11 protein-coding genes are annotated in these 15,285 nt (G+C 61.4%); 6 read left to right on the forward strand and 5 right to left on the reverse strand.

All coding sequences use genetic code 11. The annotated features are described in order from the left end of the window. Window positions 1-172: 172 nt before the first annotated feature. From AC3IX1_RS02805 to AC3IX1_RS02815, 3 genes are all read left to right on the forward strand, one after another. Window positions 173-3,448, forward strand: a complete 3,276-nt coding sequence (locus tag AC3IX1_RS02805; protein WP_489387044.1) for a transglutaminase family protein — start codon at window positions 173-175, stop codon at window positions 3,446-3,448. Between the two features lie 88 nt (window positions 3,449-3,536). Then, the gene (locus tag AC3IX1_RS02810; RefSeq protein WP_489387045.1) at window positions 3,537-6,023 is read left to right on the forward strand and encodes a circularly permuted type 2 ATP-grasp protein; all 2,487 of its coding nucleotides are present in this window, start codon (window positions 3,537-3,539) and stop codon (window positions 6,021-6,023) included. Next, window positions 6,023-6,910, forward strand: a complete 888-nt coding sequence (locus AC3IX1_RS02815; protein ID WP_489387046.1) for a transglutaminase family protein — start codon at window positions 6,023-6,025, stop codon at window positions 6,908-6,910. Before AC3IX1_RS02810 ends, AC3IX1_RS02815 begins: the two co-directional genes overlap by 1 nt. 212 nt (window positions 6,911-7,122) lie before the next feature. Here AC3IX1_RS02815 and AC3IX1_RS02820 read toward each other — a convergent pair whose 3' ends face one another. Both AC3IX1_RS02820 and AC3IX1_RS02825 read right to left on the reverse strand, forming a co-directional pair. After that, window positions 7,123-7,314: a hypothetical protein gene (locus AC3IX1_RS02820; protein WP_489387047.1), complete on the reverse strand. Its 192-nt coding sequence runs from the start codon at window positions 7,312-7,314 to the stop codon at window positions 7,123-7,125. Between the two features lie 68 nt (window positions 7,315-7,382). Then, on the reverse strand, window positions 7,383-7,970 hold the full coding sequence (locus tag AC3IX1_RS02825; RefSeq protein ID WP_489387048.1) for a cytokinin riboside 5'-monophosphate phosphoribohydrolase: 588 nt from the start codon (window positions 7,968-7,970) through the stop codon (window positions 7,383-7,385). A 344-nt stretch (window positions 7,971-8,314) separates the two neighbouring features. On the opposite strand from AC3IX1_RS02825, the gene azu reads away from it, so the two are divergent. Beyond that, complete coding sequence (gene azu, locus AC3IX1_RS02830; protein ID WP_090452831.1) at window positions 8,315-8,761, forward strand: azurin; 447 nt, start codon at window positions 8,315-8,317, stop codon at window positions 8,759-8,761. 176 nt (window positions 8,762-8,937) lie between these two features. Here azu and nadE read toward each other — a convergent pair whose 3' ends face one another. The 3 genes from nadE to AC3IX1_RS02845 form a co-directional block, all read right to left on the reverse strand. Then, window positions 8,938-9,765: an NAD(+) synthase gene (gene nadE / locus AC3IX1_RS02835; protein ID WP_489387049.1), complete on the reverse strand. Its 828-nt coding sequence runs from the start codon at window positions 9,763-9,765 to the stop codon at window positions 8,938-8,940. A gap of 4 nt (window positions 9,766-9,769) precedes the next feature. After that, a complete protein-coding gene (gene pncB, locus AC3IX1_RS02840) occupies window positions 9,770-10,996 on the reverse strand; it encodes a nicotinate phosphoribosyltransferase (RefSeq protein WP_489388679.1) in 1,227 nt (408 codons plus the stop codon). A 207-nt stretch (window positions 10,997-11,203) separates the two neighbouring features. Beyond that, on the reverse strand, window positions 11,204-12,115 hold the full coding sequence (locus AC3IX1_RS02845; RefSeq protein ID WP_414914233.1) for a LysR family transcriptional regulator: 912 nt from the start codon (window positions 12,113-12,115) through the stop codon (window positions 11,204-11,206). A 175-nt stretch (window positions 12,116-12,290) separates the two neighbouring features. On the opposite strand from AC3IX1_RS02845, the gene amaB reads away from it, so the two are divergent. Together amaB and amaA are read left to right on the forward strand one after the other, a co-directional pair. Then, window positions 12,291-13,781, forward strand: coding sequence for an L-piperidine-6-carboxylate dehydrogenase (amaB, locus tag AC3IX1_RS02850; protein WP_489387050.1), 1,491 nt, complete (start codon window positions 12,291-12,293; stop codon window positions 13,779-13,781). A 142-nt stretch (window positions 13,782-13,923) separates the two neighbouring features. Then, entirely contained in the window at window positions 13,924-15,207 is a 1,284-nt protein-coding gene (amaA, locus tag AC3IX1_RS02855; RefSeq protein ID WP_056725423.1) for an L-pipecolate oxidase, read from the forward strand. Window positions 15,208-15,285: the final 78 nt, after the last annotated feature.

The following is a 15,285-nucleotide window of genomic DNA, read 5'->3' on the forward strand; positions in this document are numbered from 1 at the left end:
ACCAATTTTTGGTTGGTCGCCACATTTACGTGCACCTACGCCAAACCATTTTCCTGCATCGCCCGATTTTGGTGCTGTACTGCCTCAGGCAACCGAAGAAAGCGCCAGCGCTGCTGGATGGCATAAGTCTTGCGCGCTTTTGAATACGCTTAGGGCTCGCAGGAGGCACGCCGTGTCGATTCATGTCGCATTGCACCATGTCACGCATTACCGCTATGACCGCGCTGTCGAGCTCGGTCCGCAGATAGTTCGTCTGCGCCCGGCCGCTCACAGCCGCACGCGGATTCTGTCTTATGCGCTGAAAGTCTCCCCCGAACAGCACTTCATCAACTGGCAGCAGGACCCTCAGGGCAATTACCTGGCGCGGCTGGTGTTCCCGGAGAAAACCGAGGAATTGCGAATCGAAGTCGATCTGCTGGCAGAAATGGCGATCTTCAATCCGTTCGACTTCTTCCTTGAACCCTACGCGGAAAAAATCCCCTTCACCTATGCCGCGGATGAGCGCAAGGAGCTGGCGCCGTACCTGGAAACCCTGCCCCTGACGCCGAAGTTCAAGGCCTACCTGGACGGCATCGACCGCACGCCGTTGCCCGCCGTGGACTTTCTTGTCGCGCTCAACCAGCGCCTGAGCGAAGACATCGACTACCTGATCCGCATGGAGCCCGGCGTACAAACACCTGAGCACACCCTCGACCAGGCCTCCGGTTCGTGCCGCGACTCCGCTTGGTTGCTGGTGCAACTGCTGCGCAACCTGGGGCTGGCGGCGCGTTTCGTGTCGGGTTACCTGATCCAGCTGACCGCCGACGTCAAAAGTCTCGACGGCCCGTCCGGCACCGAAGTGGATTTCACCGACCTGCACGCCTGGTGCGAGGTGTACCTGCCCGGCGCCGGCTGGATCGGCCTGGATGCGACCTCCGGACTGTTTGCCGGTGAAGGGCATATTCCGTTGGCCTGTAGTCCCGATCCGTCCTCTGCAGCGCCGATCAGTGGTTTGGTGGAGCCGTGCGAGTGTGAATTCAGCCACGAAATGTCCGTGGAGCGGATTTGGGAAGCTCCACGGGTCACCAAGCCCTACAGCGACGAACAGTGGCTGGCGATCCAGGCCCTGGGCCGTCAGATCGATGCTGACCTGCTGGAAGGCGATGTGCGCCTGACCATGGGCGGCGAGCCGACCTTTGTGTCCATCGATGACCCGGACGGCGCCGAGTGGAATACCGCGGCACTGGGGCCGGATAAACGGCGGTTGTCCGCCGAACTGTTCCAGCGCATGCGCAAACACTACGCGCCCCAGGGGCTGGTGCATTTCGGGCAGGGCAAGTGGTACCCCGGCGAGCAACTGCCGCGCTGGTCGCTCAATTGCTACTGGCGCCGTGACGGCGTGCCGATCTGGCACAACAGCGCGCTGATCGCCGACGAGCAGGAAGACTATGGCGCCGACGGAGCGCTGGCCGGGCGTTTTCTGGCGAGTGTCGCCGAGCGCCTGAAGATTCCGACACGCTTTGTGTTTGCGGCCTACGAAGACAATTTCTATTACCTCTGGCGCGAAGGGATGCTGCCGCAAAACGTCAGCGCCGAAGACTCGCGTCTGGAAGAACCTTTGGAGCGTGAGCGTCTGCGCAAGGTCTTCAGTCAAGGCTTGGACAAGGTCATCGGCCAGGTCCTGCCGCTGGCGCGCACCGCCAAGGGCGACCAGTGGCAGAGCGGGCGCTGGTATCTGCGCGACGAGCACTGCCGTCTGGTGCCGGGGGACTCGCCGCTGGGTTATCGCCTGCCGCTGGGTTCGCAACCGTGGGTGAAAGCGGCGGAATATCCGTTCATCCATCCGCGAGACCCGAATCAAGACTTCCCGCCGCTGCCCGATACCGAGCAACTGCAAAGCCAAAGCGAAGCTGCCGAGGTACAAGAGCGCGCCCCGAAGATCGACGAATCCGCCGACCGGCTGACCCGTACCGCCTTCTGCGCCGAGGCGCGGGAAGGCCGGTTGTACCTGTTCATGCCGCCGCTGGAGCGGGTCGAGGATTACCTCGAACTGGTCGCCGCCATCGAAGCCACAGCCGAAGAGCTGATGTGCCCGGTGTTGCTGGAGGGCTATGAGCCGCCGAGCGATCCACGTTTGAGTAACTTCCGCATCACCCCGGATCCGGGAGTGATCGAGGTCAACGTGCAGCCGTCCGCGACCTGGGATGAGTTGGTCGAGCGCACCGAGTTTCTCTACGAAGAAGCGCGCCAGACCCGGCTGACCACCGAGAAATTCATGATCGACGGCCGGCATACCGGCACGGGCGGCGGTAACCATTTCGTGCTGGGTGGCGCGACACCGGGGGACTCGCCGTTTCTGCGTCGCCCGGATCTGCTGCGCAGCCTGATCAGCTATTGGCACAACCATCCGTCGCTGTCCTACCTGTTTTCCGGATTGTTCATCGGCCCGACGTCCCAGGCGCCCCGTGTCGACGAAGCGCGCAACGATGCCTTGTACGAACTGGAGATCGCTTTCGCGCAGATGCCTGAAGCGGGTGAAGAATGTCCGCCATGGTTGGTGGACCGGCTGCTGCGCAATCTGCTGATCGATGTGACCGGCAATACCCACCGCGCAGAGTTCTGCATCGACAAGCTCTATTCGCCGGACGGTGCCACCGGGCGCCTCGGATTGCTGGAGCTGCGTGCGTTCGAGATGCCGCCCCATGCCCGAATGAGCCTGGCGCAACAATTGTTGCTGCGGGCGCTGGTCGCGCGGTTCTGGCGCGAGCCCTATGCGCCGCCGAAACTGGCGCGCTGGGGCACGGAGCTGCACGATCGCTTCCTGTTGCCGCACTTTATCGAGCAAGACTTCGCCGATGTCATCGTCGACCTCAACGCCGCCGGTTATCCGGTGCGGGCCGAATGGTTCGCCGCGCATCTGGAGTTCCGTTTCCCCAAGGTTGGCGACTACGCCGTCAGCGGCATTGCACTGGAACTGCGCCAGGCCCTCGAGCCCTGGCATGTGCTGGGCGAGGAGGGCGCCATGGGCGGTACGGTGCGCTACGTGGATTCGTCACTGGAGCGTTTACAGGTCAAGCTCAGTGGCTTGCCGCCCCAACGATATCTGCTGACCTGCAACGGCATTCCGGTGCCATTGCAGCCCACCGGGCGTGTAGGCGAATTCGTCGCTGGCGTGAGATTTCGTGCCTGGCAACCGGCCAACTGCCTGCAACCGACCATCCCGGTCCATGCGCCGCTGGTATTTGACCTGCTCGACACCTGGATGCAGCGTTCGCTGGGCGGTTGCCAGTACCACGTTGCCCATCCGGGAGGGCGCAATTACGACAGCTTGCCGGTGAACGCCAATGAAGCGGAGAGCCGGCGCATGGCGCGCTTCTTCCGCATCGGACACACGCCAGGGAAACTTCCTGTGCCCAATCTGGAAATCAGCGACGAGTTGCCGATGACACTCGATTTGCGACGTTTCTAAACCGTACGCGACGCACGGATTTTTCGTATATCCGGGTGTCACGAGCCTGCGTTAGTCTGACCGTTCATTGCTGTCTGCCGAGCTTTCCATGCCTGACCTGCTAGACCGCTACCCGCTGACGGCGGGCACCTATCACGAACTGCTCGACGACAGTGGCGCCGTGCGCCCGCACTGGCGCCGGCTGTTCGAACAGTTGCAACGCAGCACGCCGGCACAACTGGTGCAGCGTCAGGCCCTGCTGACCCGGCAGATTCAGGAAAACGGTGTTACCTATAACGTCTATGCCGATCCCAAGGGCGCGGACCGGCCGTGGGAGCTGGACATGCTGCCCCATGTCATCGCGGCTGATGAGTGGCAACAGTTGTCGGCCGGCATCGCTCAGCGGGCGCGATTGCTCAATGCCGTGCTGGCTGACCTTTACGGTCCACAACGGCTGATTGCCGAAGGACTGCTGCCCGCCGAACTGGTGTTCGGTCACAACAACTTCCTTTGGCCCTGCCAGGGCATCAGCCCGCCTGACGGAGCCTTTCTGCATCTGTATGCCGTGGATCTGGCGCGCACACCCGATGGCCGCTGGTGGGTGACGGCGGATCGTACCCAAGCGCCGTCGGGAGCCGGGTATGCGCTGGAAAACCGCACGATTGTTTCCCGGGCCTTTCCCGAGCTGTACCGCGATCTGAAAGTACAGCACCTGGCCGGGTTCTTCCGCACCTTGCAGGAAACTCTGGCCCGTCAGGCCCCGAGTGACGGGGACGCGCCGTTGGTGGTGCTGCTGACACCGGGGCGTTTCAACGAAAGCTACTTTGAACATCTGTATCTGGCTCGCCAGCTCGGTTATCCGCTGGTGGAGGGCGGCGACCTGACGGTGCGCGACGCCACGGTCTACCTGAAAACCCTGAGTGGCCTGCGTCGGGTCCACGCGATCATGCGCCGGCTCGACGATGATTTCTGTGACCCGTTGGAGCTGCGTACCGATTCGGCCCTCGGCGTGCCGGGCCTGCTGGAAGCGGTGCGGCAGGGGCGGGTGCTGGTGGCCAACGCCCTCGGCAGCGGTGTGCTGGAATCGCCGGGCTTGTTGGGTTTTCTGCCGAGGATCAATCAATTTCTGTTTGGCGAAGAGCTGATCTTGCCGTCCATCGCCACCTGGTGGTGCGGCGAAGCGCCGGTATTGGCCCAGGCCCTGGAGAAATTGCCGGAGCTGCTGATCAAACCGGCGTTTCCGTCCCAGAGTTTTGCTCCGGTATTTGGCCGAGACTTGAGTGAAAAACAGCGCCAGGAGCTCGCCGAGCGCATGCAGGCTCGGCCATACGCCTATGTGGCGCAAGAGCTCGCACAGTTGTCCCAGGCGCCGATCTGGCAAGCCGAAGATGGTCAACTGCAACCCCGTGCCATCGGCATGCGCGTGTATGCTGTGGCCAGCCGTGAGGGTTATCGAGTCTTGCCCGGCGGCCTGACCCGGGTCGCCGCCGAAGCCGATGCCGAAGTGGTGTCGATGCAGCGCGGCGGCGCCAGCAAGGACACCTGGGTGCTGGGCGAGCGTGCGCCCAGTGGCGAACAATGGAAGGCCCAGCGCAACATCGGCGTGCATGATCTGGTGCGGCGCGATCCGTATTTGCCATCGCGGGTGGTGGAAAACCTGTTCTGGTTCGGTCGTTACTGCGAACGTTGCGACGACAGTGCCCGTTTGCTGCGCATCATGCTGGCGCGTTATGTCGACGGCGATGACCCCCAAGCCTTGCAGGCCGCGGTCGATCTCGGCGAACGGCTGATGCTGTTGCCCGAGGAGGGCGAGTTGCCGGAGCGCCTGTTGGCGGCGCTGCTTGGCGATGACTGGCCGTTCAGCCTGCGTTCCAACCTGCAACGCTTGCAGTGGGCGGCTTCGCAGGTGCGCGGCAAGCTCTCGCGGGAAAACTGGCAGGCGCTGGTGGAGTTGCAGCGTGAAGCCATGGAGCTGGAAACCGACGAGCCGGATTTCGGCGAGTTGCTGGATTTTCTCAACCGTCTGGTGATGTCCCTGGCGGCGCTGTCCGGCTTTGCCCTGGACGACATGACCCGGGACGAAGGCTGGCGTTTCCTGATGATTGGCCGGCGGATCGAGCGTTTGCAATTTCTCAGCGGCAGCCTGGCGGCGTTCTTGCGGGGCGCCGGGGCTTTCGATCAGGCCGGGCTGGAATGGTTGCTGGAACTGGGCAACAGCAGCATCACCTACCGGTCGCGCTATCTGGCGGTGGCGCAGCTGATCCCGGTGCTCGATCTGTTGTTACTCGACGAGCAGAACCCCCACGCCGTGTTGTTCCAGTTGAAACTGGTGACCCGCACCCTCAAGCGCCTCAACGATGACTTTGGCGTGCCGCGCGAAGCAGCGTTGCCGCAATTGGTCGAGCGTCTGGCGCGATTCGATCTGGGCTGCCTGGAAAACCCGCTATTCGGCGACGCCAGTGTTCGCGCCGCCATCGAGGGGCTGGCCGCGCTGCTGCAAGAGATCGCCGACGCCAGCGGGCAGGTTTCCGATCGTCTGGCGCTGCGGCATTTCGCCCATGTCGACGATGTCAGCCAGCGCACGGTGTCCGTCTGATGAGTGCTCACTACCAGATTTTCCACGACACCCATTATCACTACGACAGCCCGGTGTCCCTGGCCCAGCAACTGGCGCATTTGTGGCCGCGGCCTTGCGCATGGCAGCGCTGCACCGACCGGCAATTGCTGATCAGCCCCGAGCCGACCTCGCGTCGTGATGAGCTGGATGTGTTCGGCAATCCGTTGACCCGGCTGGCGTTCGAGCGTCCCCACGATGAATTGCTGGTCAACGCCAGCCTGACCATTGAAGTGCTGCCCCGGCCTGCGTTGGACTTCAATCTGTCACCCGCGTGGGAAGACACACGTAGCGCGCTGACCTACAGCAGCCAACCGCTGTCGCCCGAATTGCTCGAAGCCTGCCGTTACCGCTTCGAATCGCCTTATGTGCATTTGAAACGCAACTTCGTCGAATTCTCCGAGAGTTGCTTCCCGACGGGGCGGCCGCTGTTGCTCGGGGTACAAGCGCTGATGGAGAAAATCTTCAGCGAATTCACCTTCGATGCCGAAGCGACCCAGGTGGCGACGCCGCTGGTTGAGGTGCTGGAGCGTCGGCGCGGGGTCTGCCAGGATTTTGCTCACCTGATGCTCGCTTGCGTGCGCTCCCGTGGATTGGCTGCGCGGTACATCAGCGGCTACTTGCTGACCCAGCCACCGCCGGGTCAGCCACGGTTGATCGGCGCCGATGCGTCCCACGCCTGGGTCTCGGTGTTTTGTCCGGTGCTGGGGTGGGTGGATTTCGATCCGACCAACAATGTGCAACCGGCGCTGGAGCACATCACCCTGGCCTGGGGCCGGGACTTTTCCGATGTGTCGCCGTTGCGGGGGGTGATTCTGGGGGGAGGAAACCACGACCCGGAAGTTCGGGTAACGGTGATGCCACTGTAGGAGCAAGCTTGCTCGCGATGGACGTGAACGATGACGCGTACTGTCTGGAAAAATGCGCTGTCTTCGAATTTTTCGCGAGCAGGCTCGCTCCTACAGGGGGACGCAGTAATTTCAGATGGTACTTCAGACTGGACTGTGAGGGTCAGCAGCGTAACTGCTGACCCTGGACACAGATCCGGTGGGCCTGATCAGATCATCGGGCCCTGGGGGTCTCAGGCGTTGGGCGCCTGATCTTTCGGTGCTTCAACATCACTTTCTGCGGCCACTTCACCTTCTGCTTCCGGGTTCAGTGCGGCTGCTTCTTCTTCAGCTGTAGCTTTCTTGCGCTGAAGCTTTTCCTCTTTCTTCTGCTCCTTGGCCAAGTCTCTCTGACGTTTGGCGAAGGAATAATTAGGTTTAGCCATGGGCGATCCTCTGGGGTCGAAGGTGAGGTTGAGCGGCGCATATTCTGCCCTGTATCGGTGCCGAGCCGTTAGCTGGGTTTTTGCTCGGCCCATTTTGGCGCTACGGACGGTTGCCAGGCATCCAGAGCATCGAGCAGGGTTTGCGGCGATTCGCTCACTTGCAGCATGTCACGGTGCTGCCCGCGAACGAAGCCTTCGCCGACGATATGATCGAGAAAAGACGTCAATTTGCTGTAGAAACCGTTCACTTCCAGCAAACCCAGCGGTTTGCCGTGGTAGCCCAGCTGGCCCCAGGTCCAGACTTCAAACAGTTCCTCAAGGGTGCCAAGGCCGCCGGGCAGCGCGATAAAGGCATCGCTGAGCTCAGCCATCCGGGCCTTGCGCGCGTGCATGCCATCGACGACTTCCAGGCGAGTCAGGCCGCTGTGGCCGATTTCCTTGTCCTTGAGGCTTTGCGGGATGATGCCGATCACTTCACCGCCGGCCGCCAGGGCCGCATCGGCGACAATGCCCATCAGGCCCACGGCGCCACCGCCATACACCAGGGTCAGCTTGCGCTCGGCCAACGTCCGGCCAAGGGCCACGGCTGCTTCGCGGTAAGCCGGGTTGGTGCCGGTGCTGGCACCACAAAATACACAAACGGATGTTAAAGACATGCCTTGCTCCATGGTCGATCAGGGCCACAGAGTAATGGCAGGCGCGCGGCACTCCAAGGGCTAGACTTGTTGTTCCGGGGTTTCGTACGTACCGCTGGCGCCGCAAGCGTAGGCGGCCAGCAAACTGCACAACAGGCTGTTGATCGACATGACAGACGTTCCATTTGAAGGGGGACGGCCTGATGATAGGCCCGGGCCAGACACTTGGCCGGTAGATAATTTGCATCGGCGTCATAGCCCGAAAGTTGTATACAATTTTTGATTCAAGTCATATGAACTTGCGAAGTTTTCAGGCAGTCTTCTGTCCATTCGCGATTTCGTTAACCCTGCCTTGGAGATTCACCATGTTTGCCAAACTTGTTGCGGTATCCCTGTTGACACTGGCCAGCAGCCAATTGATGGCTGCAGAGTGCAAAGTCACCGTCGACTCCACCGACCAGATGTCTTTCGACACGAAGGCCATTGAAATCGACAAGAGCTGCAAGACGTTTACCGTGGAACTCAAGCACTCCGGCAGCTTGCCGAAGAACGTCATGGGCCATAACTGGGTGCTGAGTAAAGAAGCCGACATGCAGCCGATCGCCACCGACGGCCTGAGCGCCGGCATCGACAAGAACTACCTGAAAGAAGGCGACGCCCGCGTGATCGCCCACACCAAGATCATCGGCGCCAAGGAAACCGATTCGGTGACCTTCGATGTGTCCAAGCTGGATGCGGCTGAAAAATACGGTTTCTTCTGCTCGTTCCCGGGCCACATCTCGATGATGAAAGGCACGGTTACCCTGAAGTAAGACTGGCCACCGCGTTATCGTTCATCGCGGGCAAGCCACGCTCCCACAGTGACACCACCGTACCTGTGGGAGCGGGCTTGCCCGCGAAGATGCCAGAAGCATCGACACATATTTTGTGTCAAAGAAAAGCCCGCTGAAGCTCAACACTTCAGCGGGCTTTTTCATCCAATCACGCCTCAAGGCGCAAACGGCATCACTCGCTTGTGATGCGTCTTGTTGTACGTATCAACAATGATCTTGAACGCCTCTTCACGCACCGGCTCGCCGTGCAGGAACGCGTCGATTTCAGCGTAAGTCACGCCGTGGGAGGCTTCGTCCGGTTTGCCCGGCGACAGGTCTTCCAGGTCGGCGGTCGGGACTTTCTCCACCAGCGACTCCGGCGCGCCGAAGCTGCGGGCGATGGCGCGGACCTGGTTTTTCACCAGGCCACTCAGTGGCGCCAGATCGCAGGCGCCGTCACCGAACTTGGTGAAGAAACCCATCACCGCTTCCGCCGCGTGATCGGTGCCGATCACCAGGCCATGGGCCGCGCCGGCGATGGTGTACTGGGCGACCATGCGCATGCGTGCCTTGGTGTTGCCGAGTACGAAGTCCACCGACACCGCATGTTTGCCTTCGAAGGCCGCCACTTCATTGGCCAGGGCTTTGACTGCCGGGCCGATGTTCACGGTGTGGCGCTCGTCCGGCTTGATGAAATCCACCGACGCCTGGGCGTCGTGTTCATCGAACTGGGTTTCGTAGGGCAGGCGCACGGCGATGAATTTGTACGCGGCATCACCGCTGCGCTGGCGCAGTTCACGGACGGCCCGCTGGGCCAGCAGGCCGGCAGTCAGGGAGTCGACCCCACCGCTGATGCCCAGCACCAGCGTCTTGAGCCCGGAGTTGACCAGGCAATCCTGAATGAAGGTCACCCGCCGGGCGACTTCGGCCTCAAGGGCGGCTTCGTCGGCGAATGGCGGCTGGACCTTGAGCTGTTCAGCAATCTCACGCTGTACGGCTTGCATGAATTCACTCCTTGCTTGATGTACTTGAAAGGGCGGCAGGAACCTGGAAAACGTGTCGCAGGTAAGCGACGAAATTCGGGTCTTTGCAGTGCGTCTTGCCTGGCTCGTCGGAGATCTTCGCCACCGGCTGGCCGTTGCAGGCGGCCATTTTAAGCACGATGCTCATCGGTTCGACACCCGCAATATCACAGGTCAGGTTGGTGCCGATGCCGAAGCTGACATTGATCCGACCGCGCAGTGCCCGGAATATTTCCAGGCACTTGGGTAATGTCAGGCTGTCGGAGAAGGTCAGCGTCTTGCTCATCGGGTCGATGCCGAGCTTGTGATAGTGGGCAATGGCTTTTTCCGCCCATTGCACCGGATCGCCTGAATCGTGGCGCAAACCGTCGAAAAGCTTGGCGAAAAACAGATCGAAATCGCCGAGGAAGGCATCCATGGTGATGCAGTCGGTCAGGGCAATCCCCAGCAGGCCACGGTATTCGCGGACCCAGCAATCGAGTGCTGCAATCTGGCTGTCGATCAGCCGCGGGCCGAGTTGCTGGTGCGCCATGATCCATTCGTGGGCCATGGTGCCCAGGGGTTTCATGTCCAGCTCCCGGGACAGGTGTACGTTGCTGGTGCCGACGAAGCGTCCGGGGAAATCGTGCTTGAGCACATTCACCACTTCTTCCTGCACGCGATACGAGAAGCGCCGGCGCGTGCCGAAATCGGCCACCTGCAATTCGGACAATTCATCACTGCTGGCGTTGGCGCTCAGCCAGTCGAACTTGCGGTAGAGCTGCTCGCGGGCCTGCTCCAGCACAACTTCGCGGTAGCGATAGCGGTTGCGCACCTCGCTGACCAGCGCCAGCAACGGCACCTCGAACAGGATCACATGCAGCCAGGGGCCACGCAGGCGGATGAACAGTTCACCGTTTTCGATGCCGGTGTGGATGTAGCGCAGGTTGAAGCGAAACAAACCGAGAAAACGCAGGAAATCCGGCTTCAGGAAGCTGATGCGCTCCAGGAAGCTCAACTGGTCGGCGCTCAGGCTCAACTCGGCCAGGCGCTCGATCTGGAATCGGATTTCCGCCAGATACGGGCACAAATCCTCGCTGTTACGGCAACGAAACTCCCATTCGACTTCGACGTTCGGGTAGTTGTGCAGCACCGCCTGCATCATCGTCAGTTTGTAGAAGTCGGTGTCGAGCAGGTTCTGCACGATGCGATCGGCAAACACACTCTCGCTCATAACGGGAATCTCCAGCGTTGCAGCGGTATTGATCAGTGGCGTTAGTGGCGCATATCCGGGGGCTGGATTGCCAGCGATTTCTTGGATCACAACAGATCCCCTGTGGGAGCGGGCTTGCTCGCGAAGGCGTCAGTCCAGTCAATATTTGTGTTGAATGTGCCGGCCTCTTCGCGGGCAAGCCCGCTCCCACAGGTACTGCGTGCAACCCTAAATTTGCGACATCTCCGGGCTATCGATCTGCTCCAGCATCCACTTCACAAAGTCCCGCACCTTGGGCACTTCCGCCGAGTGCTCAGGGTACGCAAGGTAATAGGCGTCGGTGCTGGGCATTGCATGCTGCCAGGGAATGACCAGCTTGCCGTCAGCCAGTTCCTCTTCCACCAGAAAGCGCGGCAGCAACGCCACGCCGCAACCAACCTGGGCGGCGCGGATGCACATATAAAAGGTTTCGAAGCGCGGGCCGTGGTAGCTGTGCTCGGTGTGGTAGCCCTGATGGTCGAACCAGTCATGCCAGGCCTGGGGGCGGGAAGCGTTTTGCAACAGGACCAGGTCAGTCAGTTGTGTCGGATCGGTGAATGGCGTGTCCGGCAGGCTGCCCGGGGCGCACACCGGCACCAGCTCTTCGCCGAACAGCTTCAGGCACTCGGAACCGGGCCGCGAGCCCTGGCCGAAGTAGAACGCCAGGTCGCTGCGACCTTGCAGCAGATCGTCGGCTTCCTGCTCGCTGCACAGGTCCAGGTGGATCGACGGGTGCCGCAGGCGCCAGCCTTTCAGGCGCGGCACCAGCCAGCGCGCACCGAAGGTCGGAGGCGTCGAAACCCGCAGGACTTCTGTTTCGCCGCCGTAGGAACGCAGGTAATGGGTCGACATCTCGACCTGGGTGAGGATTTTTCGCACCTCAACCAGGTACAGGTCGCCAGCCGGCGTCATCTGCAGGCGGCGGCGCACCCGGCGAAACAGCAGGTGCTGCAACAGCTCTTCGAGTTGTGCGACCTGTTTGCTCACGGCGCTCTGGGTCAGGTTCAACTCTTCGGCGGCCCGGGTGAAGCTCAAATGCCGGGTGACGGCCTCGAAGCACTGCAACGCAGCGATCGATGGCAAGTAGCGTTTATTCAGCATGGGCGGTCCTTGGTTCTTGTCTCTTTATTGCCAGCAATGCACAGCATGAATAAACGGAATGATATCTCTCTTAATGGTCGTTTGTTGAGTAACCTCCGGGCAGCTAAAACTACAGGTCTGATCAGCCGTGAATTTCCGGCTGCACGTGTTCTGTCTTTTGCTTGAGGAGTGACCCATGGTTGCCGCATTGCTTGATCGTCTAGGTGTGAACCCGGCCCTGTACCAGAACGGCAAAGTGCCGGTGCATTCGCCGATCGATGGCAGCAGGATCGCCGCCGTGAACTGGGAAGGCGCTGCTGAAGTCGAGCAGCACATCAGTCGCGCAGATCATGCGTTCGAACTGTGGCGCAAGGTCCCGGCACCGCGCCGTGGCGAGCTGGTGCGGCAACTGGGTGACATCCTGCGTGAATACAAGGCCGACCTCGGCGAGCTGGTGTCCTGGGAAGCCGGCAAGATCACCCAGGAAGGCCTGGGTGAAGTTCAGGAAATGATCGACATCTGCGACTTTGCCGTCGGCCTGTCGCGCCAGTTGTACGGTTTGACCATCGCCTCCGAGCGTCCTGGCCACCACATGCGTGAAACCTGGCACCCGCTGGGCGTCGTCGGGGTGATCAGTGCGTTCAACTTCCCGGTCGCGGTCTGGGCCTGGAACGCCACGCTGGCGCTGGTCTGCGGCAACCCGGTGATCTGGAAACCGTCGGAAAAGACCCCGCTGACCGCACTGGCTTGCCAGGCGCTGTTCGATCGCGTGCTGAAGAACTTCAGCGATGCACCTCCGCACCTGAGCCAGGTGATTATTGGCGGTCGCGATGCCGGCGAAGCCCTGGTCGATGATCCGCGTGTTGCGCTGGTCAGCGCCACCGGCAGTACCCGCATGGGCCGTGAAGTGGCGCCGAAAATCGCCGCCCGCTTCGCCCGCAGCATCCTGGAGCTGGGTGGCAACAATGCAATGATCCTCGGCCCAAGCGCCGACCTGGACATGGCTGTTCGCGCGATCCTGTTCAGCGCCGTCGGCACCGCCGGTCAGCGCTGCACCACCCTGCGTCGCCTGATCGCCCATGAGTCGGTGAAAGAAGAAATCGTCACCCGCCTGAAAGCCGCGTACTCGAAAGTGCGTATCGGCCATCCGCTGGAAGGCAACCTGATCGGCCCGCTGATCGACAAGCAAAGCTTCGAAAACATGCAGGATGCGCTGGAGCAGGCCTTGAGCGAAGGCGGCCGGGTGTTTGGCGGTGGGCGTCAGCTGCAAGACAAGTTCCCGAATGCCTACTACGTGTCGCCGGCCATCGTCGAAATGCCGGAGCAGAGCGATGTGGTCTGCCACGAAACCTTCGCCCCGATCCTGTACGTGGTCGGTTACAGCGATTTCCAGGAAGCCCTGCGCCTGAACAACGCCGTGCCACAAGGCCTGTCCTCGTGCATCTTCACCACCGACGTGCGTGAAGCCGAGCAGTTCATGTCGGCGGTGGGCAGCGACTGCGGCATCGCCAACGTCAACATCGGCCCGAGCGGCGCGGAAATCGGCGGCGCGTTTGGTGGCGAGAAAGAAACCGGCGGCGGTCGCGAGTCCGGCTCCGATGCATGGCGCGGCTACATGCGCCGCCAGACCAACACTGTGAACTATTCGCTGGAGTTGCCGTTGGCGCAGGGCATTACGTTCGATTAATTGTAGGAGCGAGCTTGCTCGCGATGATCGTCAACGATAACGCGGGCTTGCTGTTTAAACGCGTTGCCATGACGTTTTTCGCGAGCAAGCTCGCTCCTACAAATGAATGGTGTGTTGGTTAGGTTTCTGTTGGAGTCTGGCAATGCCGTTACGCGAAGAGTGTCTGTGGGAAAAACTGACGCCGCAAAGGCCGGACAATTCGGCCCTCAAGGGTGAGGTCTCGGTGGATGTCTGCGTCATCGGCGCCGGGTTTACCGGATTGTCGGCGGCGGTGCACCTGCTGGAGCAAGGCAAGAGCGTTTGTGTGCTGGAGGCCCATCGCGCCGGCCATGGCGGTTCGGGGCGCAACGTCGGGCTGGTCAATGCCGGGATGTGGATTCCCCCGGACGAGATCGAAGCCGGGTTTGGCGAGGCGGTCGGCAGCCAGCTCAACCGCATGCTGGGGGCGGCGCCATCGCTGGTGTTCAGCCTTGTGGACAAATACAACATCGATTGCCAGTTGCGCCGCGAAGGCACGCTGCACATGGCGCACAACGCCCGTGGTGAGGCCGACTTGCGCAGTCGTGAAGAACAATGGAAACGTCGCGGTGCGCCGGTGGAATTGCTCACCGGTCAGGCCTGCGAACAAGCCACCGGCACGAAAAAGATCGCCGCTGCATTGCTCGATCGCCGCGCCGGCACGCTCAACCCGATGGCCTACACCACGGGGCTGGCCAAAGCGGCCATCGGCCTGGGCGGGCAGTTGTTCGATCATTCCCCGGTCACCCGACTCGAACGTCAGGGCCAGCGCTGGTCTGTGCAAACCGCCCAGGGTTCGGTCATGGCCGAGAAAGTGGTGATTGCCTCCAATGCCTACACCGAAGGCGACTGGACGGAACTGCGGCGCAATTTTTTCCCCGGTTATTACTATCAGGTGGCTTCGGCTCCGCTGACCGAAGAGGCCGCCCGGCAAATTCTGCCCGGTGGCCAAGGGTCGTGGGACACCCGGCAGGTACTCAGCAGCATCCGTCGAGACAAAGACGGTCGCCTGCTGCTTGGCAGCCTGGGTAATGGCAATCAGAAGCCGGCCTGGTTCCTCAAGGCCTGGGCCGACCGGGTGCAGCAGCACTATTTTCCGTACCTCAAACCGGTGGAATGGGAGTGCACCTGGACCGGTTGTATCGCCTTTACCCCTGATCATCTGATGCGCCTGTTCGAGCCGGCGCCCGGTTTAGTGGCAGTCACCGGTTACAACGGCCGGGGCGTGACCACGGGGACGGTGGTCGGCAAGGCCTTTGCCGATTACCTGTGTAACGGAAATCCTCAAGCGCTACCGATTCCTTTCGCGCCCATGCAGCCATTGGCCGGGGTGGGGTTGCGCAGCTGTCTGTATGAGGCGGGATTCTCGCTGTATCACGCAGGCCAGTGCCTGCGGATCGTGATCTGAAGGCTGATTTTTGCAGTGGGAAGCGGCGTTTTTTCGATCTGCAGCTAGCCTGTAGTGGTGCGGGTTGTAGCAGTCTCG

This window comes from Pseudomonas sp. KH_046_2, assembly GCF_057838985.1.

What these genes read in the sequence shown, in the direction of transcription:
- AC3IX1_RS02810 (WP_489387045.1), top strand. Translation starts at nt 3,537, where the DNA reads ATGCCTGACCTGCTAGACCGCTACCCGCTGACGGCGGGCACCTATCAC.
- AC3IX1_RS02815 (WP_489387046.1), top strand. Translation starts at nt 6,023, where the DNA reads ATGAGTGCTCACTACCAGATTTTCCACGACACCCATTATCACTACGAC.
- AC3IX1_RS02820 (WP_489387047.1), bottom strand. Translation starts at nt 7,314, where the DNA reads ATGGCTAAACCTAATTATTCCTTCGCCAAACGTCAGAGAGACTTGGCC.
- AC3IX1_RS02825 (WP_489387048.1), bottom strand. Translation starts at nt 7,970, where the DNA reads ATGTCTTTAACATCCGTTTGTGTATTTTGTGGTGCCAGCACCGGCACC.
- azu (WP_090452831.1), top strand. Translation starts at nt 8,315, where the DNA reads ATGTTTGCCAAACTTGTTGCGGTATCCCTGTTGACACTGGCCAGCAGC.
- nadE (WP_489387049.1), bottom strand. Translation starts at nt 9,765, where the DNA reads ATGCAAGCCGTACAGCGTGAGATTGCTGAACAGCTCAAGGTCCAGCCG.
- pncB (WP_489388679.1), bottom strand. Translation starts at nt 10,996, where the DNA reads ATGAGCGAGAGTGTGTTTGCCGATCGCATCGTGCAGAACCTGCTCGAC.
- AC3IX1_RS02845 (WP_414914233.1), bottom strand. Translation starts at nt 12,115, where the DNA reads ATGCTGAATAAACGCTACTTGCCATCGATCGCTGCGTTGCAGTGCTTC.
- amaB (WP_489387050.1), top strand. Translation starts at nt 12,291, where the DNA reads ATGGTTGCCGCATTGCTTGATCGTCTAGGTGTGAACCCGGCCCTGTAC.
- amaA (WP_056725423.1), top strand. Translation starts at nt 13,924, where the DNA reads ATGCCGTTACGCGAAGAGTGTCTGTGGGAAAAACTGACGCCGCAAAGG.